Source organism: Pseudomonas sp. GW458-11-26-14-LB4, from assembly GCF_059423925.1.
The window spans coordinates 162,424-188,857 of sequence record NZ_JBWKYU010000010.1; the positions used below are offsets into that span (position 1 = coordinate 162,424).

Below are 26,434 nucleotides of genomic sequence, written 5' to 3' on the forward strand. Positions count from 1 at the left end.
GGGATGCTTGCAGGGCCCTGGGAAACACAAGCGTTCTAGAGGCTTCTCGGGCCAGGCTCGCTAGAGAGTCAGTAATCGGAACAGGGCGATCTTGTTGATCTCCGCCAGCGCACATTTGAACTCGGTGTCGACCGGGTTGTGAATGCGCGTTTCGAACGCCGCGAGGATCTGATGCCGGTTGCTGCCTTTTACCGCCATGATGAAGGGAAACTTGAACTTGGCTTTGTAGGCGTCGTTCAGCTCGGTGAAGCGCTGGAACTCTTCGGCCGTGCATTGGTGAATACCGGCGCCAGCCTGTTCATTGGTGCTGGCTTCGGTCAACTCGCCCTGGACGGCAGCTTTGCCGGCCAGGTCCGGGTGAGCGTTGATCAGTGCCAGCTGACTGGCGTGATCGGCGCTCAACAGGATGTCGCTCATGCGCTGGTGCAGGGTTTCGATCTGGTCGATCGATGCGTCCTGGCCCAGGTCGAAGGCCTTCTCGGCCACCCATGGCGAATGTTCGTAGATGTCGGCGAAGGCTTTGACGAAGGCGTCGCGGCTCAGGGTCGATGGTTTCAGGGTTTGAAAGGTGCTCATTTGGCAGCCCCTTGGTACGGGTGGGTTTCGTGCCAGTGACGCGCGATGTCGACGCGGCGGCTGAACCACACCTGTTCATGACTTTTAGCGTATTCGATAAAGCGCTTGAGCGAAGCCAGACGCGCCGGACGGCCCACCAGACGGCAGTGCAGACCGATCGACAGCATCTTCGGTGCTTCGGCGCCTTCGGCATAAAGCACGTCGAACGCATCTTTGAGGTATTCGAAGAAATCGTCGCCCTTGTTGAAACCCTGGACCTGGGTGAAACGCATGTCGTTGGTGTCCAGGGTGTACGGGATCACCAGGTGCGGCTTGCCGGTCGGGTTGTTCGGTTCCCAGTAGGGCAGGTCGTCGTCATAGGTGTCGCAGTCGTAGAGGAAACCGCCTTCTTCCATCACCAGGCGACGGGTGTTCGGGCCAGTGCGACCGGTGTACCAGCCCAGTGGGCGCTCGCCGGTGAGTTCGGTGAGGATGCGGATCGCTTCGAGCATGTGCTCGCGTTCCTGCGCTTCGTCCATGTACTGGTAGTCGATCCAGCGGTAGCCGTGGCTGCAGATCTCGTGACCGGCCTCGACCATCGCGCGGATCACGTCCGGGTGACGCTGGGCGGCCATGGCCACGGCGAAGATGGTCAGCGGAATGTCGAATTCCTTGAACAGTTTCAGGATCCGCCAGACGCCGGCACGGCTGCCATACTCGTAAAGCGATTCCATGCTCATGTTGCGCGCGCCTTGCAGAGGCTGAGCAGCAACCATCTCGGACAGGAAGGCTTCGGATTCTTTGTCGCCATGCAGAATGTTGCGCTCGCCGCCTTCTTCGTAATTGAGTACGAACGACAGGGCGATCCGGGCATTGCCCGGCCAGTGTGGGTGAGGAGGGTTACTGCCGTAACCGATCAGGTCGCGTGGGTAGTCAGCGCTCACTGCAGTCTTCCTTCTTATTCGTTGACAGATTGTGTGGCGCCCTGAAGTTTGAATGGCAGGCTGGCGTCACAGCGATGGGCTGATTGTATACAACTTTATTCTCAATTTGTAAGCCTGAATTTTCGCATTTTTCACCGGCTGTCATCTTTTGCTGTTAATGGCGTGAACCTGCAAGAAACCTGCCTGACCAGTCAGCTAATGGATTGGGGGTTCAATGAATGCGAGGTTATGGGGCAAATCACCGGGAAATCGAAGGATGGCGGGGGTAGCAGCAAAAATGTCGTTTTTATTGTGTACAATTTTTTTGAAAAGTGTCTTAATCAATCGCTCGCCGCAGCTTTTCGTGCTCCGAAACGGTGCGGTCTCCTTTTCAACTGACTTCGGGAGGCGCGAGGTCTGACTGCTCCACGCAGGCAGGCGCGCAGAATCAATGGGACGTTTGACAACACACGTTTTGGACGCTGCACACGGTTGCCCGGGCAGCTCGATCAAGGTCGAGTTGTACCGCGTTGAAGGTTCGCACCTGGAATTGGTCGCCAGTGCGCTTACCAACAGCGATGGCCGGGTCGATGCGCCGCTGCTGCAAGGCGATGACTATCGTACCGGTGTCTATCAGGTTCAGTTCCACGCCGGCGATTACTACCGAGCCCGTGGCGTCCAGTTGCCGGAGCCGGCATTCCTGGACGTGGTCGTGCTGCGGTTCGGCATCTCTGCCGAACAGGATCACTACCACGTACCGTTGCTGATCTCGCCTTACAGCTATTCCACCTATCGGGGCAGCTGACCCCCAAGCAGCTGCCCCTGCCGGGAAGCGACTGCGCATATAGCTTCTTTGGTCTTTCGCCCGCTCACACTGCGGGCTTTTTTTCGTCTGTCATTCAGCAATCTGCGATCACAGCCGTGGGTGCCCGTCGCGCACGATAAACACTGTGTCGTCAGCGTTTGCAAGCGTCTGCGGGCCGCCCCTGAGCCAGACGACTTTGTTTCTGGCATTTGCTGCGATCACCGCTGCCGCCGCCGGTGCGCCCACCTGAATATGCAGGCGCAAGCTGGCGCTGTTCTGATCGACATTCAGAGTCTGGTTGATCTTGCGGCCCCGGATGCGATGCAGGCTGATGAAGAATACATAGTCATGCCCGGTGCGCTTGAACACCAATGCCGGATACGAGTTGGAAGGGCTAGGATCGAACACGGCGTAACCGTTACGGGTCAGCAGCGTCGCCATGAAGCGTTTGAGATCCACCGCCGATTGGGTATTGGTCGAATACAACCATTCCTGGCGAAACAGCGCCGGATCGAAATCCAGTCGATGCAGCGGACCACCCGATTCCGGCGTCGGTAGTTCGATCACACGGATCGTTCCAGCGCCCGACGTTGGCAGGATCGGCAACATCAGCAACGGATCCGCCAATTGCGGGCGTGGAGTGTCGTTTCCGGTTTCCCAGTCGTTGAAGGTTTGTCGCAGCAAGGTCAGTCCCGAACCGGTGGCGGTATTGGTTCCGTTTGCCAGCACAAACTGGTGAAACGCGACATTCTCCTGCGAGCTCGCGGACAACTCGGGAAAGTATCGAGCGACGTAATTCGTCAATGGACGATCGAATGGCAACGTCGGATCGATTTGCCAATGATGGGCAGGCGGAACCTGAATGGCGCCTCGCGGCTGTTGCTGCGGGTCCAGTCGGAGTGTGCGCTCCAGCAGGTCGAAGTCGTAGATCAGGTGACTCGGGTTCTTGATATAGACGATCGGATCTCTCGCATCGCCTGGCGGAATGACTTTGTACTGGATACCGTCGACGCGAATGTCACCCGGGGTGGCATGTTGCGGGTCGATGCCCCAATCGCTCCACGGCGTCTCTTCCAGGCGAGAGCGTTTTGACGGTACGGCTGACGGTTCATCATCCGGCAATCGGTGGCGTGTGATGGTCAGCCTGGAAGTATCTGGCGCGGTTTCCACGGGAACCGGGCGCCACATCAGCGTCCCTTCAACCCGCTCCAGCAACGGACCGGACGCGAAGAGTTCGTTCGATAAACGAGCTCTTACTCCATCCTGTGCATCGGGGTCGATCAGCACGGTGCCACCCTCGACAAGATCGACATAGGCATAGCGTCCGGCGGAACGAATGCCGCTCGGCAAGTCGGGAGGCGGCAACCTGTTGACCAGCCCGGGTGCAAGAAAATAACTGCCGATCGGCCTTTGCGCGGTGCTGGCCCTGACCTGTGTCTCGGCAGGAAGATCGTAGATTTCGATCATCTGACGGCGAGTCACGGGCGGCGCAGGCAATTGCCAGGCCGGATGCGTGAGGGTTGGGTCGATCAAGGTGTCGGGCGTCAGGCGTGGGGGGACTGGAATGTCCGGCGTGGTGTCTCGCACGACAGGCGTGGAGTCCGGTGTATCCGTTTTCGGTCGGGTGGGGCGTTTGGGGCTCATTGATGATCAGCCTTCGCGAAGAATGAAGAGGGTGGGTTGGTCCGGACTCGGTCGTTGAATGCCGCCCACCAGATAGTTGATTTTGTCTTGTGCCAGCAGGGTGTTCAGCCGTTGCCGTCCGGTTTCGTCGAGTGTCATCAGCGCTGCCGAACTGGTCAGTTCGGAACCCGGTCGGGTGTAGCGGGGGATGAAGTCGGAGGAGACGAGCGGGAGCTTCAGTACGAAAAGCGAGTCCAGTCCTTCCCGACGGAAAACCAGCGAGTTTTCCAGCAGCAGGGGATCTGGCGGACTGACCGTGTAGCCGCTCTTGACCAGAATTTTGTAGAAGAGCTTTTGCAAGCTCGCAGCCCCCGGTTCAGCCGTATATTCATTCCATTGCTGCGAAAATTTCTGCGGATCAATATCGACTCGCTGCAGGCTTGGCCCGCTTGTCGGGGGCAGTACGATCCCTCCCCCGAAAGTGCCGTCATCGATGATGGGCTGGATCGGCAGCAACATCAGCGGATCTGCGAGCTGTCGGTGGGCGGGGATGGTCCTGTTTTCCCAGTAACGGAACGTCTGGCTCAGTGCCTGCAATCCCTCACCATTGATCACTTCGGCGCCACGTGACGCGCTGAACATGGCCTTGGCCACGGCCCTGGCGGATTGCCCGGACAAGTACTCGAAGGTATCGGCGACGTATTGCGTCAGCGGTTTTTCGAATGGCAGGTGATCGTCTGCAACGACCCACCGGTTGTCCGGGGCACGGGCTGCCCAGCGCGGTTGCAGCGTGCGATTGTCTACGAGCATCTGTTCGAAAGCTTCGAAGCGTTCCGGGTTGAAGCGCGGGTGCTTGATGCAGACGATGGGTGTATTGGAGCGAACGATCTGCGACACGATCGGGTAGTGCAGCCCATCTACTTCAACCGATTGACCGCTGGTGGGTTTTGTCGGTTGACCCCAGCTTCGCCATGGCTTGCTGGACAGGTCCAGTGGTTGCTGGATGGTTGTCGAAGCCTTGTCGGCGAACGGGTCCGGATCGGTCGACGCGTCATCCTCATTCAGTCGCGGGCGTTTGCTCGGACCGGCTTGCTCGTCCGGCTCGTCGACATGCGGGCGACGTGCCGCGATGGCTTGGCGTTTTTGCCACAGATTCGTGCCATGGATCCGCTCGACTTGAAAACCGGATGGCGTCAACTCGCTGGCCGAGGTCAGTTGATAGCGGCCGTCAGGGTGTTGATGAACCATGGCAGTGCCTTCGCGCATGTCGACATAGGTTCGTTCCCGACCGTCACGGCGAATGCCTTGCGGCGAGTCTGCTGCCGGGGTCAGCCTGAGGGCCAGATGAACGGGAATGAACACGGGTGATGTCGGCCTCGCCGAGGCGTCAGGTGCAATGACTGACCTGTGTGGATGCTGGCGGGTCAGCATCTCGCTGACCTCGACCGAGGGCTGTTTGCCCCCGCCATGGTCTGCCGTGTGTTGCGATGAATGTCCGGCGAACGTCAGCTCGACGCTTGGCAAATGCGTGCCGGGGCGAATGTTCGAAACGTGATCGACATTGATAGGAGGCGTGTCTGTCAAGGACCTGGGAGGCGACGAACTCGCGGGAGGAATCTGCTTGGGTGGCTTGGCCATTTGAAGTGCTCCGATGTACGACTGATTCAGCGGTGTAAAGCCATGGAGTGGTGCTGGCTAAAGGGGGCTGAATGATCGTCAAAGCAGGCTTCTGGCGTGTGGTACATATATCAATTGGCGCAAGCGACTGATGCAAAGCGTTTCCAGCGGAGTCCGTGACTCCCGAGGGCGTCAGTTGTAGTGCGATTGTCCGGATAAAAGCCAGGCGAGGTGTTTCGCCTGTTCCAGTTTTGCCGGGTAATCCAGCGAGAGATCGCCCATCAGCCTGACGCATTGATCGCGCAAGGCTCTCAAAGCTTGCTCGCCAAGTGGAGGAGAGTAAGCGAGACCGATCTGTGCCACTTCTTCGAACAGTTTCAATTGGTGGGTACAGTGATTGGTTGTCTGCAGATCCCGGGGGGCAATGGTGCGGGACTTGTCTGTGTCGAGCATCCATTTGCGCTGTGTCAGGTGATACCGCAGTGCACCGAGGCTGCCATCTTTCATGACCATGTTGCGTACAAGTATGTGGTCTTCCGGATGTTGCTTCAGCCCGGCAGGCAAGGAGGTCGAAACATCGGTTGCCGGTACCAGGAACCGTGCGTCTATCGCTTCGATATAGACCGCCTCGAAAATCAGATCGACCGCCCAGACAATGCCCTGCGCGGTTATCACGCGAACCTGGTCGATCAGGTCGCCCGTGTTCTGGTATTGCGGCAGATAGATGATCGTCTGCCCGATCTGCAACTGGTTGTCGATGAGCCTGATCTCCACCTCGCCCAGGCTGGAGGCGTCGAATTCCCAAGTCGAGGAAAAGGCCAGTTGCTGGCTCGCGGTCGCCAATGCGCCTGGCGTGGAAATGCGCAACGACATGCCGGGGTTGAGGTGGACGAGGTACTTCGAACCTTCACCGGTGAGGCTTTCCACGGCAGTCTGTTGCGCAGCCGGTTTGAGCATGACGCACTTCTCCCCGCTACCTAGCGCATGTGTCTGGTTGTCGAGCGGTTGCAGGTATTGATGCGTTCCCGCTCTGGGGGAAAGTGGCAGAGGCACGTTGCTGGTCCAATGCATCGGGCCGCTTATTTCAAACGTGTCGTTCAAAAAATGACTGTCGGTGACAGGGGGTTGGATAAGTCGATAAGACGCGCCGTCGTTCATGATCAGAATGAACGAGTGGTTGGTTGCCAGCTCGGGGGCCTTCAACCGGGGCTTGAGATCGCGCATGCCGGACACGGTCGAAGAGGCAAGATTTTTGATCGATAGCTGTTTGCTGCCGAAATGCAGGGTCAGCCCGCATTCCTTGTACATGATGTAGTTGAAATGAGTTCCGCGCATGAGGTCGGCGTTGTAATAAGCCTCGACGTGAGTCAGTTCTGTGCTGGCACAATCGATGTGCAGCGTAGTGACCCCTGTATTACCGGGCGTTGTTACCTGGAAAACCGTCTGGATATTGTTGCGTGACAGCCAGTAGCTCGAACTTCTGTCGTTGGGGACGGTGAGCTGCTTATCAAACACAATGACCGGAAGCTGGCGTGTTCCCTGTCGCAGGATCACCACTTCCACATCGACCGCTAGCGGCGTTTCTATGCTGGCTGGAAGTTCCGGCACGAGATGAAATCCATCTTTGCTGATGAAGGTCAGTTTTCCATTCTGTAGCAATCGTTTGTCCCCGGTTTGCTGGTAGACATTCTTGATCCGGACAATTTTCTTGCTGGTATCGTCGAATTCGAATCCTGACGTGATGACCAGTTCCCGTTTTTCAATCTTCCAGCTTTCGATCAGCTCGCAGGGCCAGTCCAGCGCAATGATGCTTTCATCTGCGCCGTCTTCAATAATCGATACCATGCCGGGGACGTGAGCGATTGCGTAGGCATCCTTGCCTTTGCCGCCATTGGCCGATACGTAACTGCCGAGTAAATAAATCTGGTCCTCGCCGGGGCCTGCATCAATCTCGTCGCGACCACGGGACTTGATGATGTTCGGACCGTCACTGCCGATGACTTCATTGGTTGCACCGGCCAGCGTTTCGACGTTTTCGATACTTTGCAGATGACTGTGCAGCCTGTAGGCCTGCTCTTTTGGAGTGAGCGGCTTGACCAGCAGCGACATCTCGCCCTTATGCAAATCAACTCGAAATCCGTAACGATCTTCGTTGGTTTGCGGAAAGTGCCCCGCCAGTTTCAGCGTGTCGTTACCTGCATCACCTTGCAGTTCGGAAATCAGTGTTTCTTGCGTGCCGGTTTTCAGCAGGTCGGCAGCGCCCTCGAAGATGAACTCGTCGGCTTTCTCGCCACCGTTCAGGGATTTATGGCCGGCACCGTAATAGAACCTGTTCGGTTTTTTCTTTACCCCCAGAATCGTGTCGTTACCGCCACCGATAAACCATAGGATGTCTTTGTCGTCGGCAGAAGTTCCAAACACTGCCCCGGGTGTGCCTTGGGTGACGCCTGCATGTGCGTCGATGTTGTCGTTGTTATCGCTGATTCGTGGACGCTTGATGGTTTTGTACTTCGGGTTTTCCGGGGTCCACTCATAAGTCGCGACCTGGAGTGATTCGACTTCCACCCGGAAACTGCCATTGATGATGGCTTCGGTCTGATCCTTGAGTGTTTCGTCCAGCAACTTGCGGGCGGTGGTTTGAAGTTGTTGTGAATGTCGGGCAGCCGATCTGGCAATGAGGTGACGATCTTCAATGCTTTCATCCGGGCTGATGCCCCAGAAAGCGAACCAGCCGGTACGCAGACGCTCTTCGGTGGTCAGCGTGATGTAATCGTCAATGTCATCGACTACATTGATTGCCGCCCAGACTCGCGATCCCGCGACCAGCAGCAAACCCGCGACCAGCCCGATCGGGCCGGCCGAGGAAAATCCGGCCAGGGCCGCGGCGCCGAGCAGCACGGTCATGGTCGCGCTGGTGACGCTCAGCCCGGCATTCACATAGTTATTGATCGACTCTTTCCCGGTTGTTCTGGCTGCCGCTTTGAAACCATCCACCGCAGAAATGACATCGAACGGCAGCGTCAGGGCACCGCCGATCAAGCCACCGCCGCGACCCAACTTGAGGGCGAAACTGGTTTTGGCAAATCCCTTGTAGGCACTCTCGCTGGCTTTGAGCATTTGTGTGGCTTTGCGGGCGACGGCCAGATCGATCGCTATCGAAGCGACATCGGCGGTGAACGCCGAGCTGTTGAACACAATGCCATACGAATCCTTGTCTCTGATCGCATCCTGCAGACCGCGAAGACCACTGTAGATACCGAACGCCTGAAGTCCGATACCGGTGCTGGCCATGGTTCGGCTGCTTGAGCGTTTGACCCAGTTGGGAAGTGGCTCCTCGATATGGGCATGGCGGATATCGAGTCTCTGCGCCGAGTTCAGAAGTTGTTTCAGCTTGGTCTGATAAGCACCTGGATCGGTTTGAGTATCGAGTGGATCAATCAACAAGGGAGGTGCCGTGAGAGGGCGTCGGCTGGCCATTTCGAAGAGCAGGGCCGGCAGTAAATAGTCGTCTGCGCCGGTCGTTGTTTTCATCCGCGCTTCAATGGCGACCGGGTCAAATTGCAGGGCGTTGATAAAGCGCTTTCCTGGGGTACGGAAAAACGTGTTCTTGCCATCCAGGGGTTGCCCGTCGACCGTTGCGCCCAATGTGTCCAGCGCTCTGCGGCTAATGGAGTATTCGCCTATCAGCAGCGGGCCGAAGACTTGGTCCACGGTTTTAAGCTGCGCTCTTTTGTTTTTGAGCGCAGGAGAGAGCGGGCGGGAATTGTCGTCGTCATAGTCGATCGTTGAAGGTTGCCGTTCATTGGCGACAAGTTGCATGTCGGCAATGTCTGCGTCGTTATATTCGATCGAGGACGGGTGAATAAGCGTGGCCATTTGAACATCCTTGTTCTGAGATGAGGTTGTGCTGCGCCGTCATCTTAGGAAAAGGGTTCAAACGAAGTACATCGGCGGGGTGTTGCGGTGTGTTGCGTTTTGGAAGCGGAAGTTGCTGCCAGTTTCGATGCAGGACGTGAGTGTCGAAACTGGCAGTCAGATTCAAATCATCTGAGACTCAGAACATTGTCTGCAAGTATCAGTGCCCGCTGAGCAGCGATGCGGCACCGGCACCGCCGAACAATCCGGCGCTGATGCGGTTGAACCAGCTCTGGCCCTTGCCACTGCGCAGGTAACGCGCTGCACCATGGGCACCGAGGCCGTAGGTCAATTTGCACAGCAGATCGAGCAGCGTCCAGGTGGCGATCATCACCAGCAGTTGCGGCAGGAACGGTTGCTCGGCGCTGAGGAATTGCGGCAGAAACGCGGCGAAAAACAAAATGTCTTTAGGATTGCTTGCGCCAAGCACGAAGGCCCGGCTGAACAATGCGCGGAACTTAGGAACCGGTGCGGCCTGAGGCACTTCGGCCCCCACCGACGGCTGGCGCGATTGCTGCCAGCTCTGCCAGGCGAGGTAGAACAGGTAAATCGCGCCGACGATCTTCAGGGCGCTGAACAGTTTTTCGGACGCCAGCAGCAGGGCGCCCAGCCCCAGCGCCGAGGCACTGAGCAGGCAGATCGAGGCGAACACGCCACCGAGAAACGCCGGGTACGAACGACGCAGACCGTAATTCAGACTGTTGCTGATCATCAGCAACGACAGTGGCCCCGGAATCAGGATCACCACCAGCGCAGCGCCGCTGAACAGCAGCCAGGTTTCCAGACTCATCACTTGCTCCTTTTTATCGTTATCAAGAATGTGCAAAAGCCCCACCCGGTGGGGTGAGGCTGTTTTGAAGCGTGAACCGCGCAGCGCTTACAGGAAGATGAACTTGGCGATGAAGATCGCGCAGAGCACCCACAGGCTGACGGAGATCTCTTTGTATTTACCGGTGCCGGCCTTCAGCGCGACATAGGTAATGAAGCCCAGCGCGATACCGTCGGCGACCGAGAAGGTCAGCGGCATCATGATCGCGGTGACGATCGCCGGAATGCTGTCGGTCGCTTCGTCCCATTCGATGTGCGCCATGCCGCCCATCATCAGCATCGCTACGTAAATCAGCGCGCCGGCGGTGGCATAGGCGGGAATCATGCCGGCCAGCGGTGCAAAGAACATCGCGGCTATAAATAGCACACCCACGGTGACTGCGGTAAGACCAGTCCGACCACCAGCCGCTACACCGGCGGCACTTTCCACGTAACTGGTGACCGGCGGAACGCCGACCACTGCGCCGAAAACGCTGGAGGCGGAGTCGGCTTTCATGGCGCGGGACAGGTTTTCGATGCGGCCGTCAGCGTTCACCAGGTTGGCGCGCTGGGCGACGCCCATCAGGGTGCCGGCGGTGTCGAACATGTGCACGAAGAGGAAGGCCAGGACCACGCTGATCATGCTGACGTTGAACACGCCGGCGACGTTCATGGCCATGAACGTCGGCGCCAGGCTTGGCGGGGCGGACATGATGCCCTCGTAGTGCACCAGACCAATCCCCCAGCCAGCCAGGGTCACGGTGATGATGCTGATGAGGATCGCGCCGAACACTTTGTGATAGCTGAGGATCGCGATCATCAGGAAGCAGATGGCGGCAAGCAGCGGACCGGGTTCACGCAGCGAGCCGAGTTTGATCAGGGTGGCCGGGCTATCGACGACGATGCCGGCGGTTTTGAGGCCGATCAGCCCGAGGAACAGACCCACACCGGCGCCCATCGCATAGCGCAGGCTGACCGGAATGCTGTTGAGCAGCCATTCGCGAATCCGCGAAAAGGTCAGGATCATGAACAGCACGCCCGAGACGAACACCGCACCGAGCGCGGTTTCCCAGTTGTAGCCCATGGTGCCGACCACGGTGTAGGTGAAAAACGCGTTGAGGCCCATGCCCGGCGCCAGGCCTACCGGCCAGTTGGCGTAGAGGCCCATCAGCAGGCAGCCCAGCGCGGCGGCGATACAGGTGGCAACGAAGGCTGCACCGTGATCGATCCCGGCATCGGCCATGATGTTCGGGTTGACGAAAATGATGTAAGCCATGGTGATGAAGGTTGTCAGACCGGCAATCAGCTCGGTCTTCACCGTGGTGCCATGCAAGCTGAGTTTAAAGATGCGCTCCAGCAGGCCATTGCGTAACGGCGGCGAGAGTTCCAGCGTCGATGCTTCGGATTTGCGGCTTTCCACAGCGAGTACTCCTCAAGAGTTTTATTGTTATTTCCAGGACCGGACCCATGAGGGGTGGCAGCGGCCCTTTGAGGCATACGCGAATTTGTTGACCATGCGGTCAGGAACTCGCACGCTGTGGATTATGCTTTTGTGTACAAATAAAGCAAATATTGTTTTTGGTTTTGTAGACGAAAAGACTGGTGATCGAGCTATATCACTCGGTTGGGCGGTTGGTTCCCAGCGCCAGATTCACCGCCAGCCAGCCGTTGACCGCCGTTTCGCCCGCTTCGGCAAAGACGCGCTCAAGCAATTTCACCTGCTCGCGGCGCAATGCCTGTTCAAATTTCGCGCCTTCAGCGGTCAGCTCCAGCAGGCGTTTACGCTTGTCGGTCTCGGACGCCACGCTGTCCACCAAGTGCATTTCCTGCAATTGCCGCAACGGCATGTTCAGCGCCTGCTTGCTGACGCCGAGTAGCGCGAGCAATTCCTTGACGCTCAGGTTCGGATAGCGAGCGATGAAAAACACGATGCGTTGATGCACGCGGGACAAGCCGCGACGCTCGAGCATTTCATCGGCCTTGGCGGTGAACGCCTGGTAACCGAAGAAAAACGCTTCCATGGCTTGTTGCTGGCTGGCGCAGTTTTTAAGGTCAAGCATATTGACGTTTCCAGAGAGGGTGTCGTAATTTCAGTCAACAAGTTTGACTCATTTTTTCCATGCCTCGCTAGCGGTGACTTCCATGGCTTTTTCCGAACGTGTCTCGCGCCTCAAAAGTTCTCTGATCCGTGAAATCCTTGCCGCGGCCCAGCGCCCGGAGGTCATGTCATTCGCCGGTGGTTTACCGGCCGAAGCGATGCTGCCGAAAGTTGAATGGGCTGAGATGCCGCTTTCTCTCGGCCAGTACGGCATGAGTGAAGGCGAGCCAGCACTGCGCGAAGCGCTGGCGGCAGAGGCGAGGGCGCTGGGTTTGCCGTGTGAGGCGAGTCAGGTGCTGGTGGTCAGTGGCTCCCAGCAAACCCTCGATCTGGCGGCCAAGCTGTACATCGACAAGGGCACCGAAATCCTGCTCGAAGCGCCGACCTATCTGGCGGCCTTGCAGATCTTCCAGTTGTTCGGCGCCGATTGCCTGACCGTGCCGCTGGAGGCTGACGGCCCGAACCTTGCGCAGTTGCGTCAACGCCTGGAGCAGCATCGTCCGGCGTTCATCTATTTGATTCCGACCTTCCAGAACCCGTCCGCCGTGCGCTACAGCGAAGCCAAGCGCGAAGCCGTTGCGGCATTGCTCGACGAATTCGGCGTGACCCTGATCGAAGATGAGCCTTATCGCGAGCTGACCTTCGATGGCGGCAGTGCCCAGCCGATTGCCGGACGCCTGAAGAAATCCAGCTGGATCTACACCGGCACCGTGTCGAAAACCCTGCTACCGGGTCTGCGCGTCGGCTACCTGATCGCCAGCCCGGATCTTTTCCCGCATCTGCTCAAGCTCAAACAATCGGCGGATCTGCACACCAACCGCATCGGTCAGTGGCAGGCGTTGCAGTGGATTGGCAGTGAGAAATATCAGCAGCACTTGAGTGAATTGCGTGGCTTCTACCGTCAGCGTCGCGATGCATTTCAATCAGCGCTGGAAACTCACTTCGGCGATCTGGCGGACTGGAACACACCCCAGGGCGGGCTGTTTTTCTGGCTGACCCTGAAGCAACCGCTGGACGCCCGCACCTTGCTGAACACCGCGCTGGCCAATGATGTGGCGTTCATGCCGGGCGAACCGTTCTTCCCCGAGCCGGATCGCAACCCCGGCCACCTGCGCCTGAACTTCAGCCACATCGATCCGGCCCGACTGGACGAAGGGCTCAAACGTCTAGCGGCGGTGGTGCGCCAGGCACAGGCCGCGCAGGCAGCATGAAAAAACCGGCCTTCAGGCCGGTTTTTTTGATTCAGACCGCTGCGAACCGCTTGTTCAGATATTCGATGATCGTGTTGGACTCATACATCCAGGTGGTCTGGCCGTTCTCTTCGATGCGCAGGCACGGCACCTTGATCCTGCCGCCCTGTTCCAGCAGGGTCTGGCGATCCTGCTCGTTGTTTTTCGCATCCTTCAGGGCCACCGGAACATTCAGGCGACGCAGGCTGCGGCGGGTCTTCACGCAGAACGGGCAGGCGTGGAACTGATACAGGGTCAGGTCCTTTGCGGCGGCATCAACCTGAGCCTGGGCAGCGGCGGGGCGCTGTTTCTTGCCCGGGCGGGTGAGGAAATCAACGAAGATGATCAGTTGGCCGAGGCCGACACGAAGCGCTTTGACGAACACGTTACAAGCCTCACAGGGACATTGAAGAAGGCGCGCAGCTTACCCGATTTTTCACGGACGAAAAAAACCGGCGATCAACGCCGGTTTTTTTGTGTCACGCATTACTTGATCAGGCTGAGAAACTCGCTGCGGGTCGCCGCGTTTTCGCGGAACTCACCGAGCATCACCGAAGTGATCATCGACGAATTCTGTTTCTCGACACCGCGCATCATCATGCACATGTGCTTGGCCTCGATCACCACGGCAACGCCCAGCGCGCCGGTGACCTGCTGGACCGCATCGGCGATCTGGCGGCTGAGGTTTTCCTGGATCTGCAGGCGGCGGGCGTACATGTCGACGATCCGCGCGACCTTCGACAGGCCCAGCACTTTGCCGCTCGGGATGTACGCGACGTGGGCCTTGCCGATGAACGGCAGCAGGTGGTGTTCGCACAACGAGTAGAGCTCGATGTCCTTGACCAGCACCATTTCGCTGTTGTCGGAGCTGAACAGGGCACCGTTGGTGACCTCTTCGAGCGTCTGTTCATAACCGCGGCAGAGGTACTGCATGGCTTTGGCGGCACGCTTTGGCGTGTCGAGCAGGCCCTCGCGGGAGACGTCCTCGCCCAATTGGCCGAGAATCGCGGTGTAATTCTGTTCCAGGGACATGAAACTACCTGTGGGGATTTTCGCAAAGGGCAAGGGTACGGTGGCGGACACGACCCTGCAAGTTCGGTGTGACGGGATTATTCGTCGCGGCCTTCCATCATGGTGCGTTTGAGCATCACGTAAACCGCGCCGGCGCCACCGTGTTTCGCCTGGCACGAGCAGAAACCGAGTACTTGCGCATGCTGGCGCAGCCAGGTGTTGACGTGGCTTTTGATCATCGGCCGCTTGCCGTCCAGACGCACGGCCTTGCCGTGGGTGACGCGCACGCAGCGGATTTCGAATCTGGTCGCTTCGGCGAGAAAGGCCCAAAGGGTTTCGCGGGCTTTTTCCACGCTCATGCCGTGCAGGTCGAGGCTGCCTTCGAACGGAATCTGCCCGATCTTGAGCTTGCGCATCTGGCTTTCCTGCACCCCGTCGCGGGCCCATATCAGCTCGTCTTCGGGACCGACGTCGATCACGAACTGATCGGACAGGCCGTCAACGGTAGTGGTGTCGGTGCGCACGGTGGCGGACTGGCGCAGCTTGGCGATCCGGTCACGGTCAGCCTTGGGTTTGCCGGTGTCGGCGCGGTCGTGCTTGATCGGCTTGACGCCTTGGATCGCACTTTTGAACAGGGAAAAATCGTCGTCTTGCATGTCAGCCTCCGCGAAGGGCGGCCAGTTTACCCAAACAGACACAAAACGGCCCGGCAAAAAGCCAGGCCTTCGATTCAATCGTGTTTTTTCATCAGATGCGGGGACATGTTCAGCTCCCGCGATTGCCGTGCGCGACGCCGGCAACGACGCCACAGGGCCACGCCGAAATACAGGAACAACAGGCCGACCGCGAGAATGATCGCCGAGCCGAGCGGTGTTGCATTCAGATCGCCGAGCGCCGGCGGGCGCCCCAGCAGGCTGGCGGCCCCGGCCATCGCCAGCAGCACGCCGAACGTGGCCAGAATGGCCGCGATCGCCGCGCCGAATCGAAATCGCCAGTTGCTTTGGCCTTTGGGCCGCAAGCGGCGTGCGTCAAATCCATCGGATAACTTCATTCCGACCTTCCTCAATGGGTATCGGCCCTTCGACCGGGAGTTGACCGGGTTGTTCCTGAGGCTAGGGTAATTGAAGCAAATGCGAGGTTTTTGCAGATGAGCGGCGAGCTGAGCCGCTCATTTACGGTCGATCAGATCAGGTCCTGAGTCAGCGCGAGGGTGGCGAAGTTGTCGGCCATGATCGCCATTTCCGCTTCCTGTACCTGTTCGGCGCTGAGTACGCGGCCCTTGAACGGCAGATCGCGGGTGGCGCAGGCGTCTTCGACCAGGGTGCAGCGGAAACCCAGGTTCTTCGCCGCGCGCACGGTGGTGCTGACGCTGGAGTGGCTCATGAAACCGCAGACGATCAGGTCCAGCGAGCCGATGGTTTGCAGACGATCGTAGAGTTCGGTGCCGTGGAAGGCGCTCGGCAGCAGTTTGCCGATGATGGTTTCATCGCCCTGGGGTTCCAGGCCGGGGATGAACTCGCCGCGTTCGCCCTGCGGGTCGAACAGACCGCCGACGGTGCCGAGGTGGCGCACATGCACGATCGGTCGGCCGGCTGCGCGGGCGGCGGCAACCAGTTGTTTGATGTTCGCGACAGCCGCGTCCATGCCGCTCAGGGCCAGCGGGCCGCTGAGGTACTCTTTCTGGGCATCGATGATGACCACGGTGGCATGGCTCAACGTGGCCGCTGCGTAACCGCGACCGCTGAGTTGAAACATCGTTTTTGGAACGGACATTCTGGGGCTCCTTCGGGTGGGGCTTTTGCGACATTGTCCTCTGGCTGAGCGGTTCTGTGAATCGCTACCATCGTAGACACCGTCGTTGCTGGCCTGCAGCCTTGTCAAGTTACACGATCTGTTCAATAGCCGAGGGGAAAATCGGAAGCGTCCTACCGTCGCCCCGGAATCTTTCCTGCGTCGTCGCGGCGCGTTTTGGCTGCTAGAATCGCCAGTCGTTTTTTCTGGAGTTCTGCCCCGTGATCACTTCCCGACTTCGTACCCTGCGCGACCACATCCGTTGGGCCGTCAGCCGCTTCCATGGGGAGGATCTGTTTTTCGGCCATGGCACCGACAATGCCTGGGACGAAGCCCGGCAGCTAGTGCTCGGTGCCTTGCACCTGCCATGGGAAATCGCCGACAGCTATCTGGATTGCGCGCTGGAGGACGATGAGCTGGTCAATCTTCAGCGCCTACTCAAACGCCGCATCGAAGAACGCATTCCGACCGCTTACCTGCTGGGCGAAGCCTGGTTCTGCGGCATGTCGTTCATCGTCGATGAGCGCGTGCTGATCCCGCGTTCGCCGATTGGCGAGCTGATCGAAAACCGTTTTGCCCCATGGATCGGTGACGAACCTGCGCGCATTCTCGACCTGTGCACCGGCTCCGGCTGCATCGGCATCGCCTGCGCCTACGAGTTCCAGAACGCCGAAGTGGTGCTGGCGGATCTGTCGTTCGAAGCGCTGGAAGTGGCGAACCAGAACATCGAGCGTCATGGCGTCGATGAGCGTGTGTTCACTGTGCAGGGCGATGGTTTTGATGGTCTGCCGGGTCAACGTTTCGACCTGATCGTGTCGAACCCGCCCTACGTCGATGCGGAAGATTTCGCCGACATGCCGGACGAATACCAGCACGAGCCGGAACTGGGCCTGGCCTGCGGCGATGACGGTTTGAATCTGGTGCGCCGGATGCTCGCCGAAGCGGCGGATCATCTGACCGAGAAGGGTTTGCTGATTGTCGAGGTGGGCAACAGCCAGGTCCACGTCGAGGCGCTGTACCCGGAAGTCGATTTTGCCTGGCTGGAGTTCGAGCGCGGCGGGCATGGCGTGTTCATGCTGACCGCCGAACAGTGCCGCGCCCATCAGGCACTGTTCGCCTCCCGCGTCTGACTGACGTCGATCGTTCCCACGTCGAGGCGTCGAACCGTCTGCGTGGGAATGCAGCCCGGGACGCTCCGCGTCCCATCCGAGTCAAACGCGGAGTGTGGGAAAGATCAGTCAGCGGTGCGTTGCAATCCAGATCAGCAACCCGGCCTGAAACACCGCAAACGCCACCAGGCAAGTAATGGTGAAACGCAAACCGGCGTCTTCACGCTTGAACTTGCTGACCTTGTCTTCCTGCTTCTTCAGCTTCACTTCCTGCTCGGCCAGATTCTGCTCAGCCTGCTGCAACATCTGCGCGGCTTCAAGAATTTCGACGATCTGCAGCTTTTCGCTGTTCCAGTCGCCCAGCAAATCGCCGACCTGCACTTCCTTGACGCTGCCCTTCAAATGCTGGGCGTCGGCGTAAACCACATCAAAGCCGTGCACTCGCAGAAAGTGATCGCGGCGCAGGCGAGTGTCTTCGTTCAGCGCGTCCTTGTTGTTCAAGTCCATGCCGTCGACGGTGTAGGTGGGCCAGCGCTTTTTCGCCCAGCTGATGCCCTGGGCAGCCATGAAACGGCCGATGCCACGGTTCATCGGTTCGATCTGCAAACCGCTGTCCGGACCGAAGTGCACGCGTTTGGTCGTGTGATCGACCCACACGTCCAGATGATTCTGTTCTTTACGCACGCGCTGAGCGGGCAACTTGATCGCCATGCGCATCAGGCTGTGTTCTTTGCCGTTGCGCTCGGCGTAACCGAATTCAACGAAGCGCAGCGGCCGCCCGCCGGTGTTGCGGTCGGTCTGCAACGGCGCCAGGCGGAGCATCTTGTGGTGCTCGACGTGGACATCCGCCCATGGCAGCTCGACCGCTGGCGGTGCGTCTTTTTCAGCGGTGGTGTCGGGTGAAGTCTGGGTATCAGTCATAACGGCGAGATCCTGTCCAAGCTGCTTGCCGCCAGCCAGTACGCTGGCGACAAAGGCTTATCGGCCGTTTTTCAAAGTCCTAGAGGGTAAAAGAGCTTAACGGGTGCGAAGTCCGTCAATAAATTCAAGAACGCGTGTCCCCAGTTCAGCCGCCAGGGGCAAATTCGGGTCCTTGTAGGAGGCCAGTTGCCGCTTCACGTCGTTGGGCACGATGCGCAACACGTGGTTCATGCCTTCGATCAGCGCCAGTTGCGCGTCCGGTTTGGCGGCCTTGAGCAATTTCGCATCATCGACCTGAACCTGAATGTCGTTGCTGCCTTGCACGATCAGCGCCGGCATTTTCAGCTGGGCGAAGGCCGCCGCCGGATCCTGACGGAACAGCGAAATCAGGTACGGCTGCACACTCGGACGGAAGATCACCTGCAACGGCGCCGGCACATTGTCGTCGGTGCGCCCGGCCTTGAGGCTGTCGAGCAGTTCGTTGCTGCGCAGCATCAGCGGGGGAGGGAGGCTGCGGGCCAGTTGCCGACGCAGCACCTGATCGATCGGTCGGGCCGTGCCGGAGAGCGAGATGACCGCCGCCGCGTCGACCTTTGGCGCCGCCAGGCTGGCAATCAGCGCGCCTTCGCTGTGGCCGAGCAGGATCAACGGGCCGAAGCGCGGATCGGCTTTCAGCTTCTGGCCCCAGGCCACGGCGTCCGCCACGTAGGCTTCCACCGACAGGTTTCGCTCGTCCGGAGTTGCCGCCAGGCTGGCCGCCACCCCGCGCTTGTCGAAACGCACACTGGCGACGTTGTGTTTGGCCAGCACCCAGGCCAGTCGCTTTAGGCTGTCATTGCGCCCGCCATCGGGGTTGTTTCCGTCACGATCGGTAGGACCCGAGCCGGAAAGGATCAGGACAACCGGCACGGGGCTGTCGGATTTCGGCAGCAACAGCGAGCCGAAAAGTTCGCCATTGTCGGTAGTCAACGTGACCGGTCGTTGCAGGACAGTTGCCTGGACGAAGCCGGTAAACAGGGAAAGGCTCAAGATCAAAACTCGCAGCATCATCACGCCATCATTTGCCAAGGTGCCGGTTGGACTCACCCACACCGCTAAGGTTCGAGGATGAACTACTCGGTTAGCCTGCGTATACTGGCGCGCATCACGAATTTGGGTTCGATTTCACGGAGCGTCCTGCATGTCCGGCAATACCTACGGCAAGCTGTTCACTGTCACCACCGCGGGCGAAAGCCATGGTCCGGCGTTGGTCGCCATTGTCGACGGCTGCCCGCCGGGCCTGGAGATTTCCCTTGAGGACCTGCAACGCGACCTCGATCGTCGCAAGCCGGGCACCAGCCGCCACACCACCCAGCGCCAGGAAGCCGACGAAGTCGAAATCCTTTCCGGCGTGTTCGAGGGCCGCACCACCGGCTGCTCCATCGGCCTGCTGATCCGCAACACCGACCAGAAGTCCAAGGACTACTCGGCGATCAAGGATCTGTTCCGCCCGGCCCACGCCGACTACACCTACCACCACAAATACGGCGAGCGCGATTATCGCGGCGGCGGTCGCAGCTCGGCGCGGGAAACCGCCATGCGCGTCGCGGCCGGCGCCATCGCCAAGAAGTACCTGGCCAGCCAGGGCATTGTCATTCGCGGCTACATGAGCCAGCTCGGCCCGATCGAGATCCCGTTCAAGACCTGGGAATCGGTCGAGCAGAACGCCTTCTTCAGCCCGGACCCGGACAAGGTGCCGGAGCTGGAAGCCTACATGGACCAGCTGCGTCGCGATCAGGATTCCGTCGGGGCGAAGATCACCGTGGTTGCCGAAGGTGTGATGCCGGGCCTGGGCGAGCCGATCTTCGACCGTCTCGACGCCGAACTGGCCCACGCACTGATGAGCATCAACGCGGTCAAAGGCGTGGAAATCGGCGCCGGTTTCGCCTGCGTTGCCCAGCGCGGCACCGAACACCGTGATGAGCTGACTCCGGAAGGTTTCCTCAGCAACAACGCCGGCGGCATTCTCGGCGGGATCTCTTCGGGTCAGCCGATCGTCGCGCACCTGGCGTTGAAGCCGACCTCGAGCATCACCACCCCGGGCCGTTCGATCGACATTGACGGCAACCCTGTCGATGTCATTACCAAGGGCCGTCACGACCCATGTGTCGGTATCCGCGCTACGCCGATTGCCGAGGCGATGATGGCCATCGTGCTGATGGATCACCTGCTGCGTCACCGTGGCCAGAACGCCGATGTGCGCGTGAGCACCCCGGTGCTGGGTCAGCTTTGATGGGTGATCTCAAAGCCGCCGCGGTCTGACCGTGGCGGCGCTCCCGTACTGGCGGCTGTCCAGTTTCTATCTGTTCTATTTCGCCTTGCTCGGTTCGACGGCGCCGTTTCTGGCGCTGTACTTCGATCACCTCGGATTCAGCGCCGCGCGCATCGGCGAGCTGGTGGCGATCCCGATGCTGATGCGCTGCGTGGCGCCGAACATCTGGGGCTGGCTCGGCGATTACACCGGCAGGCGCCTGGCCATCGTGCGCTTCGGCGCGGTGTGTACGCTGCTGACGTTCTCATTGATTTTCGTCAGCAAGACCTACGCCTGGCTGGCGATGGTCATGGCGTTGCATGCGTTCTTCTGGCACGCCGTGCTGCCGCAGTTTGAAGTCATCACCCTCGCGCATCTGCAAGGCCAGACCTCCCGCTACAGTCAGATTCGGCTGTGGGGTTCCATCGGTTTCATCATCACTGTGGTCGCCCTCGGTCGCCTGTTCGAATGGCTCAGCCTCGACATCTACCCGGCGGCGCTGGTGTTGATCATGGCCGGCATCGTGCTCAGCAGTCTGTGGGTGCCGAACGCTCAGCCGCCTCAGGGCAACCGGCCGACAGGCGAGGGCTTTCTCAAGCAATTGCGCAATCCTGGGGTGCTGGCATTCTACGGTTGCGTGGCGCTGATGCAGATGAGCCACGGGCCGTATTACACGTTTTTGACTCTGCACCTTGAGCGACTGGGTTACAGCCGTGGCGTGATCGGCATGCTCTGGGCGGTCGGCGTGGTGGCGGAAGTGCTGATGTTCATGGCCATGAGCCGGATCCTCGCGCGTTTTTCCCTGCGGCGGGTGCTGATGGCGAGTTTTCTGCTGGCGGCGTTGCGCTGGTTGCTGCTAGGTTCGTTCGCCGAGTTCCTCTGGGTCTTGCTGTTTGCCCAAGTGCTGCACGCGGCGACCTTCGGCAGCTTTCATGCGGCTGCCATCGCGTTCGTGCAACGTAGCTTCGGCGCGCGCCAGCAAGGGCAGGGCCAGGCGTTGTATGCCGCGCTGGCCGGCACCGGCGGTGCGCTCGGCGCGTTGTATTCCGGTTACAGCTGGAATGCCCTCGGCGCGACATTGACCTTTAGTATTGCCAGTCTCGCAGCGCTCGCCGCTGCCGTTATCATTGCCATTCGAATGCAAGAGGACAGGCCATGAGCCTTACCCGTGAACAGCTTGCCCAGCAAATTGTCGACGCCGGGCGTTTTCTTTATGGTCGCGGCTGGTCGCCGGCCACCAGCAGCAATTACTCGACGCGTCTGTCGCCGAGCGAAGCGCTGCTGACCGTGTCCGGCAAGCACAAGGGCCAGTTGGGCCTGGACGACGTGCTCGCCACCGACCTGTCCGGCAACAGTCTTGAGCCCGGCAAAAAGCCGTCCGCCGAAACCTTGTTGCATACCCAGCTCTACAGCTGGCGCCCGGAGATCGGCGCGGTGTTGCACACTCACTCGGTGAACGCCACGGTGCTGTCGCGACTGACGCCGCAAGACTTCATCGAGTTCGAAGACTACGAACTGCAAAAAGCTTTCAGCGGCATCTCGACCCACGAATCCCGGGTGCGCGTGCCGATCTTCGACAACGATCAGGACATTGCGCGCCTCGCCGCCAAGGTGCAGCCTTGGCTCGACGCCCATCCCGATTGCGTCGGTTATCTGATTCGCGGCCACGGCCTCTACACCTGGGGCGCGCAGATGAGCGACGCGTTGCGTCAGATCGAGGCCTTTGAATTCCTGTTTGAATGCGAGTTGAAGACCCGCAGCGTCATGAACCGCCAAGGCTGACTTCACCAGAACCAGCCCCTTTGCCTGATGAATGCAGTGCCCGACCGGTCTCGAAGAACCGGACGGCAAGGCCGATACCGAGGAATGCCCCATGAGCAGCCTGTCCGTCTATCACGTTTCCAGCCCCGAGATTCCGAACAAGGTGCTGACCCATTTCGAAGACATCGCTTCGACCCTGGCCGAGCAGGGCGTGCGCTTCGACCGCTGGCAAGCCGCCGCAAAGATCCAGCCCGGCGCGAGCCAGGAAGAAGTGATCGGTGCCTATAAAGAGCAGATCGACAAACTGATGACCGAGCGCGGTTACATTACGGTCGATGTGATCAGCCTCAACAGTGACCATCCGCAAAAAGCCGAATTGCGCGCCAAGTTCCTCGAAGAACATCGCCATGGTGAAGACGAAGTGCGTTTCTTCGTCGCCGGTCGTGGCCTGTTTACCTTGCACATCGACGATTACGTCTACGCCGTACTGTGCGAGAAGAACGACCTGATTTCGGTGCCGGCCGGCACCAAACACTGGTTCGACATGGGCGAGAATCCGCACTTTGTGGCGATCCGCCTGTTCAACAACCCTGAAGGCTGGGTCGCCAACTTCACCGGCGAAGACATCGCCGGCCGCTTCCCGCGTCTGGAGGACTGAGCCGATGTCGATCAAGGTCATTCTCACCGACATCGAAGGCACCACCAGCGCAGTGAGTTTTGTGTTCGACGTGCTGTTCCCGTATGCGGCGAAGCACCTGCCAGACTTCGTTCGCCAGAACGCCCAGCGTGCCGACGTTGCCGAGCAACTGGACGCCGTGCGCCGCGACAGCAACGAACCGCAGGCTGATGTCGAGCGAGTCGTGGAAATTCTGCTGGCCTGGATCGCCGAAGACCGCAAGGCCACGCCGCTGAAAGCGTTGCAGGGCATGGTCTGGGAGCAGGGTTATCAGGCCGGGCAGTTGAAAGGCCATGTTTACCCGGACGCCGTTGAAGCGCTCCAGCGCTGGCATCAGGCCGGTCATCAACTGTTTGTATATTCGTCCGGTTCGATTCAGGCGCAAAAGCTGATTTTCGGCTGCTCGGAAGCAGGGGATCTGACGCCGCTGTTCAGTGGCTACTTCGACACGACGTCGGGCCCCAAGCGCGAGGCGCAGTCGTACAGCAATATCCAGCAGGCCATCGGTGTCGAACCGCAGGAAATCCTGTTCCTCTCGGACATCGTCCAGGAGCTCGACGCCGCCCAGTCAGCCGGCTTGCAAACCTGCGGCCTGGCCCGTGAAGGCGGGGAACTGGCAGGGCATGTGACCGTCGACAGCTTCACCGGGATTGAGCCGGAAGCGTTCTGAGTTCACACAATCGACGCGCAAAAAAAACAGGCCGTGAAGCGAAAGCTCCACGGCCTGTCTGTTTATACGGTGTTCGAATTACATCGAGTGATAGGTCGGCAGGGCAAAACGCTGCTGGCTTTGCAGCATGCCGATCTGTGGCAGCTCGCTGGCCTGTTCCGCCAGATCACGACGGATCGCGCTGATCGCCCACGACAGTTGATCACCGGTATGCAGTTGCTGATACGTGAGCGCACGCTTGAACACTTTGCCGTCGGCACTCTTCAGCGTCAGCAGGATCCCGCCATCGGGACGGGGCTGGGTGGTGACGGCGAAGTTGGAAAACAGGGAGGTAAATTTTTCTTGGATCAGGTTCATGTCTTTCAGCTCCGTATGCACTTGAATGGCAAGCATGTATAGGGAGTTGCAGCGATTGTGCCAGTATTTGAGTTTCTAAAAATCCTTATAAATCAGTAATTTATAAAATCTGATGGTTTTGGCTGTCGTGCAATCTGCATGAATGGCCATCGTGCATCCTGCATTTTGCGGGATCATTGTCGATTCGATTGAACCAATACCCTTGGCTGTAATCATGTGGCGTTTAGTAGTGCCGGGACGGATACAAAACATTGCAAAAACCGCGTGTACAGCCCGCGAAGCCCTGACGTATTTTCGGCCTCGACCCTCGCTCGAGAAGCGCCGGTTGTCTCACCCGATTGCCCGACAATAAAAATCCGGCCTGCACGTCAAGGTCGAACGGGAGCTGCCATGCACCAAGCGCCGAGCGACACGATTACCTGGGGCATGATGCTCCGCAAACTGCCGATGATTGCCAAAGCCATTCCACGGGTGGTGAAAGGCATGAAGGTGGCCAACGTCACGGATCCGACCCAAACCTGTGGCCTGGGCTGGACATTCGAGCAAGCGACCCTGCGCAATCCCGAGGGCCCCGCGCTGCTGTCGGGCGAGGTGGTGCTGAGTTATTCACAGGTCAACCAGTGGGCCAACCGCATCGCCCACTATCTGATCGGGCAGGGCATCGGCAAGGGCGATGTGGTGGCGGTGTTCATCGAGAACCGTCCGGAACTGCTGGTGACGATTCTGGCGCTGGCCAAAGTCGGCGCCGTCAGCGCGCTGCTCAATACCTCGCAGACCCGCGATACGCTGATCCACAGCATCAATCTGGTGACCCCGGCGGCGATTGTTGTCGGTGATGAGTTGCTGCCGGCATTTGCGGCGGTACGCGAGCAAGTAGCGATCCCGGCAGCGCGCGCCTGGTTCGTCGCCGATCAGGATACCTTCAGCCATCCGGGCATCGCGCCCGAGGGCTACATCAACCTGATCAGCGCCAGTGCCGACGCCTCGGGCGACAACCCGGCCAGCAGCCGGCAGATTTTCTTCGACGACCCGTGCTTCTACATCTACACCTCCGGCACCACCGGTTTGCCCAAGGCCGGGGTGTTCAAGCACGGCCGCTGGATGCGCAGTTCGGCGAGCTTCGGCATGATCGCCCTCGACATGCGCCCGGACGACATCGTCTATTGCACCTTGCCGCTGTACCACGCCACCGGGCTTTGCGTGTGCTGGGGTTCGGCGGTCAATGGCGCGTCGGGTTTCGCGATTCGCCGCAAGTTCAGCGCCCGGCAGTTCTGGAGCGATGTGCGTCGCTATCGCGCAACCACCATCGGTTACGTCGGCGAGTTGTGCCGGTATCTGGTGGATCAGCCGCTCAGTGCCGACGACAGTCGTCATGATGTGCGAAAGATGATCGGCAACGGCCTGCGGCCCGGTGCGTGGGCCGAGTTCAAGACCCGCTTCGGCGTGGATCACATCTGCGAGCTGTACGCCGCCAGCGACGGCAATATCGGCTTCACCAACATCCTCAATTTCGACAACACCATCGGTTTCTCGCTGATGGCCTGGGAGTTGGTGGCCTACGACCAGGGCAGCGGCGAGCCGATTCGCGGTGACGACGGGTTCATGCGCAAGGTCGACCGGGGTGAGCGGGGGCTGTTGCTGGCGCGGATCGACGATAAGGCGCCGCTGGACGGCTACACCGATCCGCAGAAAACCGCCAAGGTCGTTCTGCAGGACGTGTTCACCAAGGGCGACCGCTTCTTCAACACCGGCGATCTGCTGCGCAACATCGGTTTCGGCCACGCACAGTTTGTCGACCGCCTCGGCGACACCTACCGCTGGAAGGGCGAAAACGTCTCGACCACCGAGGTCGAGAACCTGCTGCTCCAACATCCGCACATTTCCGAAGCCGTGGCCTATGGCGTGGAAATCCCCAACACCAACGGTCGCGCCGGGATGGCGGCGATCACCCCGGCCGAGTCTTTGGCGACCCTGGATTTCGCCGAACTGCTGGCCTTCACCCGCGAACGCCTGCCGGCCTACGCGGTGCCGCTGTTCCTGCGGGTCAAGGTGAAAATGGAAACCACCGGCACCTTCAAATACCAGAAGACCCGCCTGAAAAACGAAGGTTTCGACCCCGGCCAGACGGGGGATGACCCGATTTATGCCTGGCTGCCGGGAACCGAAACCTACGTGCAGGTGACGAATGAAATCCTTGTCGACATCCGGGCAGGCAAGTATCGCTATTGATATTGGCTATCGGTCATCTTGGAAAAAAGGGGATGACAGCTATCGCC

Annotated in this window: 25 protein-coding genes; 9 read left to right on the forward strand and 16 right to left on the reverse strand. The window is 59.5% G+C overall.

What is annotated here, in order from left to right; translation table 11 throughout:
• Window positions 1-60 precede the first annotated feature (60 nt).
• On the reverse strand, window positions 61-576 hold the full coding sequence (gene uraD, locus AC07XZ_RS15545; protein WP_007960034.1) for a 2-oxo-4-hydroxy-4-carboxy-5-ureidoimidazoline decarboxylase: 516 nt from the start codon (window positions 574-576) through the stop codon (window positions 61-63).
• On the reverse strand, window positions 573-1,499 hold the full coding sequence (gene puuE, locus AC07XZ_RS15550; RefSeq protein WP_007960032.1) for an allantoinase PuuE: 927 nt from the start codon (window positions 1,497-1,499) through the stop codon (window positions 573-575). Before puuE ends, uraD begins: the two co-directional genes overlap by 4 nt.
• 430 nt (window positions 1,500-1,929) lie before the next feature.
• Between puuE and uraH the strand changes: the two genes are divergently transcribed.
• Window positions 1,930-2,283 carry a hydroxyisourate hydrolase gene (gene uraH, locus AC07XZ_RS15555; RefSeq protein ID WP_011333195.1) on the forward strand — a complete coding sequence of 118 codons (354 nt, stop codon included), beginning with the start codon at window positions 1,930-1,932 and terminating at the stop codon, window positions 2,281-2,283.
• 108 nt (window positions 2,284-2,391) lie between these two features.
• Here the strand turns inward: uraH and AC07XZ_RS15560 are convergent, their stop codons facing one another.
• The 6 genes from AC07XZ_RS15560 to AC07XZ_RS15585 all read right to left on the reverse strand — a co-directional run bounded on the left by AC07XZ_RS15560 (window position 2,392) and on the right by AC07XZ_RS15585 (window position 12,305).
• A complete protein-coding gene (locus tag AC07XZ_RS15560; protein ID WP_146023264.1) occupies window positions 2,392-3,927 on the reverse strand; it encodes a hypothetical protein in 1,536 nt (511 codons plus the stop codon).
• Between the two features lie 6 nt (window positions 3,928-3,933).
• Entirely contained in the window at window positions 3,934-5,544 is a 1,611-nt protein-coding gene (locus AC07XZ_RS15565) for a hypothetical protein (protein WP_146024034.1), read from the reverse strand.
• Window positions 5,545-5,715: 171 nt separating this feature from the next.
• A complete protein-coding gene (locus tag AC07XZ_RS15570; RefSeq protein ID WP_102688273.1) occupies window positions 5,716-9,399 on the reverse strand; it encodes a hypothetical protein in 3,684 nt (1,227 codons plus the stop codon).
• Between the two features lie 199 nt (window positions 9,400-9,598).
• A complete protein-coding gene (locus AC07XZ_RS15575) occupies window positions 9,599-10,228 on the reverse strand; it encodes a LysE family translocator (protein ID WP_007960020.1) in 630 nt (209 codons plus the stop codon).
• A gap of 87 nt (window positions 10,229-10,315) precedes the next feature.
• Complete coding sequence (locus tag AC07XZ_RS15580; RefSeq protein ID WP_007960018.1) at window positions 10,316-11,665, reverse strand: NCS2 family permease; 1,350 nt, start codon at window positions 11,663-11,665, stop codon at window positions 10,316-10,318.
• Between the two features lie 196 nt (window positions 11,666-11,861).
• A complete protein-coding gene (locus AC07XZ_RS15585) occupies window positions 11,862-12,305 on the reverse strand; it encodes a MarR family winged helix-turn-helix transcriptional regulator (protein ID WP_102688274.1) in 444 nt (147 codons plus the stop codon).
• A gap of 82 nt (window positions 12,306-12,387) precedes the next feature.
• On the opposite strand from AC07XZ_RS15585, the gene AC07XZ_RS15590 reads away from it, so the two are divergent.
• A complete protein-coding gene (locus AC07XZ_RS15590; protein ID WP_102688275.1) occupies window positions 12,388-13,554 on the forward strand; it encodes an aminotransferase-like domain-containing protein in 1,167 nt (388 codons plus the stop codon).
• 31 nt (window positions 13,555-13,585) lie between these two features.
• Here AC07XZ_RS15590 and AC07XZ_RS15595 read toward each other — a convergent pair whose 3' ends face one another.
• The 5 genes from AC07XZ_RS15595 to AC07XZ_RS15615 all read right to left on the reverse strand — a co-directional run bounded on the left by AC07XZ_RS15595 (window position 13,586) and on the right by AC07XZ_RS15615 (window position 16,356).
• A complete protein-coding gene (locus tag AC07XZ_RS15595) occupies window positions 13,586-13,957 on the reverse strand; it encodes a glutaredoxin family protein (protein WP_102688276.1) in 372 nt (123 codons plus the stop codon).
• A gap of 101 nt (window positions 13,958-14,058) precedes the next feature.
• On the reverse strand, window positions 14,059-14,604 hold the full coding sequence (gene folE, locus AC07XZ_RS15600) for a GTP cyclohydrolase I FolE (protein ID WP_003204506.1): 546 nt from the start codon (window positions 14,602-14,604) through the stop codon (window positions 14,059-14,061).
• 77 nt (window positions 14,605-14,681) lie between these two features.
• Window positions 14,682-15,239 (reverse strand): Smr/MutS family protein, encoded by a 558-nt coding sequence (locus AC07XZ_RS15605; protein WP_085748499.1) that lies wholly within the window; start codon window positions 15,237-15,239, stop codon window positions 14,682-14,684.
• 74 nt (window positions 15,240-15,313) lie between these two features.
• Window positions 15,314-15,634 carry a hypothetical protein gene (locus AC07XZ_RS15610; protein ID WP_007960009.1) on the reverse strand — a complete coding sequence of 107 codons (321 nt, stop codon included), beginning with the start codon at window positions 15,632-15,634 and terminating at the stop codon, window positions 15,314-15,316.
• Window positions 15,635-15,765: 131 nt separating this feature from the next.
• Window positions 15,766-16,356, reverse strand: a complete 591-nt coding sequence (locus AC07XZ_RS15615) for a cysteine hydrolase family protein (RefSeq protein ID WP_011333204.1) — start codon at window positions 16,354-16,356, stop codon at window positions 15,766-15,768.
• Between the two features lie 239 nt (window positions 16,357-16,595).
• On the opposite strand from AC07XZ_RS15615, the gene prmB reads away from it, so the two are divergent.
• Window positions 16,596-17,504 carry a 50S ribosomal protein L3 N(5)-glutamine methyltransferase gene (gene prmB / locus AC07XZ_RS15620; protein WP_007960007.1) on the forward strand — a complete coding sequence of 303 codons (909 nt, stop codon included), beginning with the start codon at window positions 16,596-16,598 and terminating at the stop codon, window positions 17,502-17,504.
• Window positions 17,505-17,612: 108 nt separating this feature from the next.
• Here the strand turns inward: prmB and AC07XZ_RS15625 are convergent, their stop codons facing one another.
• Complete coding sequence (locus AC07XZ_RS15625; RefSeq protein ID WP_102688277.1) at window positions 17,613-18,404, reverse strand: hypothetical protein; 792 nt, start codon at window positions 18,402-18,404, stop codon at window positions 17,613-17,615.
• Window positions 18,405-18,500: 96 nt separating this feature from the next.
• Window positions 18,501-19,454 carry an alpha/beta hydrolase gene (locus AC07XZ_RS15630; protein WP_102688278.1) on the reverse strand — a complete coding sequence of 318 codons (954 nt, stop codon included), beginning with the start codon at window positions 19,452-19,454 and terminating at the stop codon, window positions 18,501-18,503.
• Window positions 19,455-19,584: 130 nt separating this feature from the next.
• Here AC07XZ_RS15630 and aroC point away from each other — a divergent pair, with 130 nt between their 5' ends.
• The 5 genes from aroC (at window position 19,585) to mtnC (ending at window position 23,801) form a co-directional block, all read left to right on the forward strand.
• The gene (gene aroC / locus AC07XZ_RS15635) at window positions 19,585-20,676 is read left to right on the forward strand and encodes a chorismate synthase (protein ID WP_011333207.1); all 1,092 of its coding nucleotides are present in this window, start codon (window positions 19,585-19,587) and stop codon (window positions 20,674-20,676) included.
• Between the two features lie 31 nt (window positions 20,677-20,707).
• The gene (locus AC07XZ_RS15640) at window positions 20,708-21,853 is read left to right on the forward strand and encodes an MFS transporter (protein ID WP_011333208.1); all 1,146 of its coding nucleotides are present in this window, start codon (window positions 20,708-20,710) and stop codon (window positions 21,851-21,853) included.
• A complete protein-coding gene (locus tag AC07XZ_RS15645; protein ID WP_007959997.1) occupies window positions 21,850-22,476 on the forward strand; it encodes a methylthioribulose 1-phosphate dehydratase in 627 nt (208 codons plus the stop codon). Before AC07XZ_RS15640 ends, AC07XZ_RS15645 begins: the two co-directional genes overlap by 4 nt.
• 91 nt (window positions 22,477-22,567) lie before the next feature.
• Window positions 22,568-23,113 carry a 1,2-dihydroxy-3-keto-5-methylthiopentene dioxygenase gene (locus AC07XZ_RS15650; protein WP_039770173.1) on the forward strand — a complete coding sequence of 182 codons (546 nt, stop codon included), beginning with the start codon at window positions 22,568-22,570 and terminating at the stop codon, window positions 23,111-23,113.
• A gap of 4 nt (window positions 23,114-23,117) precedes the next feature.
• On the forward strand, window positions 23,118-23,801 hold the full coding sequence (gene mtnC, locus AC07XZ_RS15655; RefSeq protein WP_102688279.1) for an acireductone synthase: 684 nt from the start codon (window positions 23,118-23,120) through the stop codon (window positions 23,799-23,801).
• 78 nt (window positions 23,802-23,879) lie between these two features.
• Here the strand turns inward: mtnC and AC07XZ_RS15660 are convergent, their stop codons facing one another.
• Window positions 23,880-24,158 carry a DUF3509 domain-containing protein gene (locus AC07XZ_RS15660; protein WP_039769924.1) on the reverse strand — a complete coding sequence of 93 codons (279 nt, stop codon included), beginning with the start codon at window positions 24,156-24,158 and terminating at the stop codon, window positions 23,880-23,882.
• Between the two features lie 390 nt (window positions 24,159-24,548).
• On the opposite strand from AC07XZ_RS15660, the gene AC07XZ_RS15665 reads away from it, so the two are divergent.
• Window positions 24,549-26,387, forward strand: coding sequence for a long-chain-acyl-CoA synthetase (locus tag AC07XZ_RS15665; protein WP_102688280.1), 1,839 nt, complete (start codon window positions 24,549-24,551; stop codon window positions 26,385-26,387).
• Window positions 26,388-26,434: the final 47 nt, after the last annotated feature.

Excerpts from the sequence above, each read along its gene's own strand:
- uraD (WP_007960034.1), bottom strand. The coding sequence starts at position 576 with ATGAGCACCTTTCAAACCCTGAAACCATCGACCCTGAGCCGCGACGCC.
- uraH (WP_011333195.1), top strand. The coding sequence starts at position 1,930 with ATGGGACGTTTGACAACACACGTTTTGGACGCTGCACACGGTTGCCCG.
- AC07XZ_RS15560 (WP_146023264.1), bottom strand. The coding sequence starts at position 3,927 with ATGAGCCCCAAACGCCCCACCCGACCGAAAACGGATACACCGGACTCC.
- AC07XZ_RS15565 (WP_146024034.1), bottom strand. The coding sequence starts at position 5,544 with ATGGCCAAGCCACCCAAGCAGATTCCTCCCGCGAGTTCGTCGCCTCCC.
- AC07XZ_RS15570 (WP_102688273.1), bottom strand. The coding sequence starts at position 9,399 with ATGGCCACGCTTATTCACCCGTCCTCGATCGAATATAACGACGCAGAC.
- AC07XZ_RS15575 (WP_007960020.1), bottom strand. The coding sequence starts at position 10,228 with ATGAGTCTGGAAACCTGGCTGCTGTTCAGCGGCGCTGCGCTGGTGGTG.
- AC07XZ_RS15585 (WP_102688274.1), bottom strand. The coding sequence starts at position 12,305 with ATGCTTGACCTTAAAAACTGCGCCAGCCAGCAACAAGCCATGGAAGCG.
- AC07XZ_RS15590 (WP_102688275.1), top strand. The coding sequence starts at position 12,388 with ATGGCTTTTTCCGAACGTGTCTCGCGCCTCAAAAGTTCTCTGATCCGT.
- folE (WP_003204506.1), bottom strand. The coding sequence starts at position 14,604 with ATGTCCCTGGAACAGAATTACACCGCGATTCTCGGCCAATTGGGCGAG.
- AC07XZ_RS15605 (WP_085748499.1), bottom strand. The coding sequence starts at position 15,239 with ATGCAAGACGACGATTTTTCCCTGTTCAAAAGTGCGATCCAAGGCGTC.
- AC07XZ_RS15610 (WP_007960009.1), bottom strand. The coding sequence starts at position 15,634 with ATGAAGTTATCCGATGGATTTGACGCACGCCGCTTGCGGCCCAAAGGC.
- AC07XZ_RS15615 (WP_011333204.1), bottom strand. The coding sequence starts at position 16,356 with ATGTCCGTTCCAAAAACGATGTTTCAACTCAGCGGTCGCGGTTACGCA.
- AC07XZ_RS15625 (WP_102688277.1), bottom strand. The coding sequence starts at position 18,404 with ATGACTGATACCCAGACTTCACCCGACACCACCGCTGAAAAAGACGCA.
- AC07XZ_RS15630 (WP_102688278.1), bottom strand. The coding sequence starts at position 19,454 with ATGATGCTGCGAGTTTTGATCTTGAGCCTTTCCCTGTTTACCGGCTTC.
- aroC (WP_011333207.1), top strand. The coding sequence starts at position 19,585 with ATGTCCGGCAATACCTACGGCAAGCTGTTCACTGTCACCACCGCGGGC.
- AC07XZ_RS15645 (WP_007959997.1), top strand. The coding sequence starts at position 21,850 with ATGAGCCTTACCCGTGAACAGCTTGCCCAGCAAATTGTCGACGCCGGG.
- AC07XZ_RS15650 (WP_039770173.1), top strand. The coding sequence starts at position 22,568 with ATGAGCAGCCTGTCCGTCTATCACGTTTCCAGCCCCGAGATTCCGAAC.
- mtnC (WP_102688279.1), top strand. The coding sequence starts at position 23,118 with ATGTCGATCAAGGTCATTCTCACCGACATCGAAGGCACCACCAGCGCA.
- AC07XZ_RS15660 (WP_039769924.1), bottom strand. The coding sequence starts at position 24,158 with ATGAACCTGATCCAAGAAAAATTTACCTCCCTGTTTTCCAACTTCGCC.
- AC07XZ_RS15665 (WP_102688280.1), top strand. The coding sequence starts at position 24,549 with ATGCACCAAGCGCCGAGCGACACGATTACCTGGGGCATGATGCTCCGC.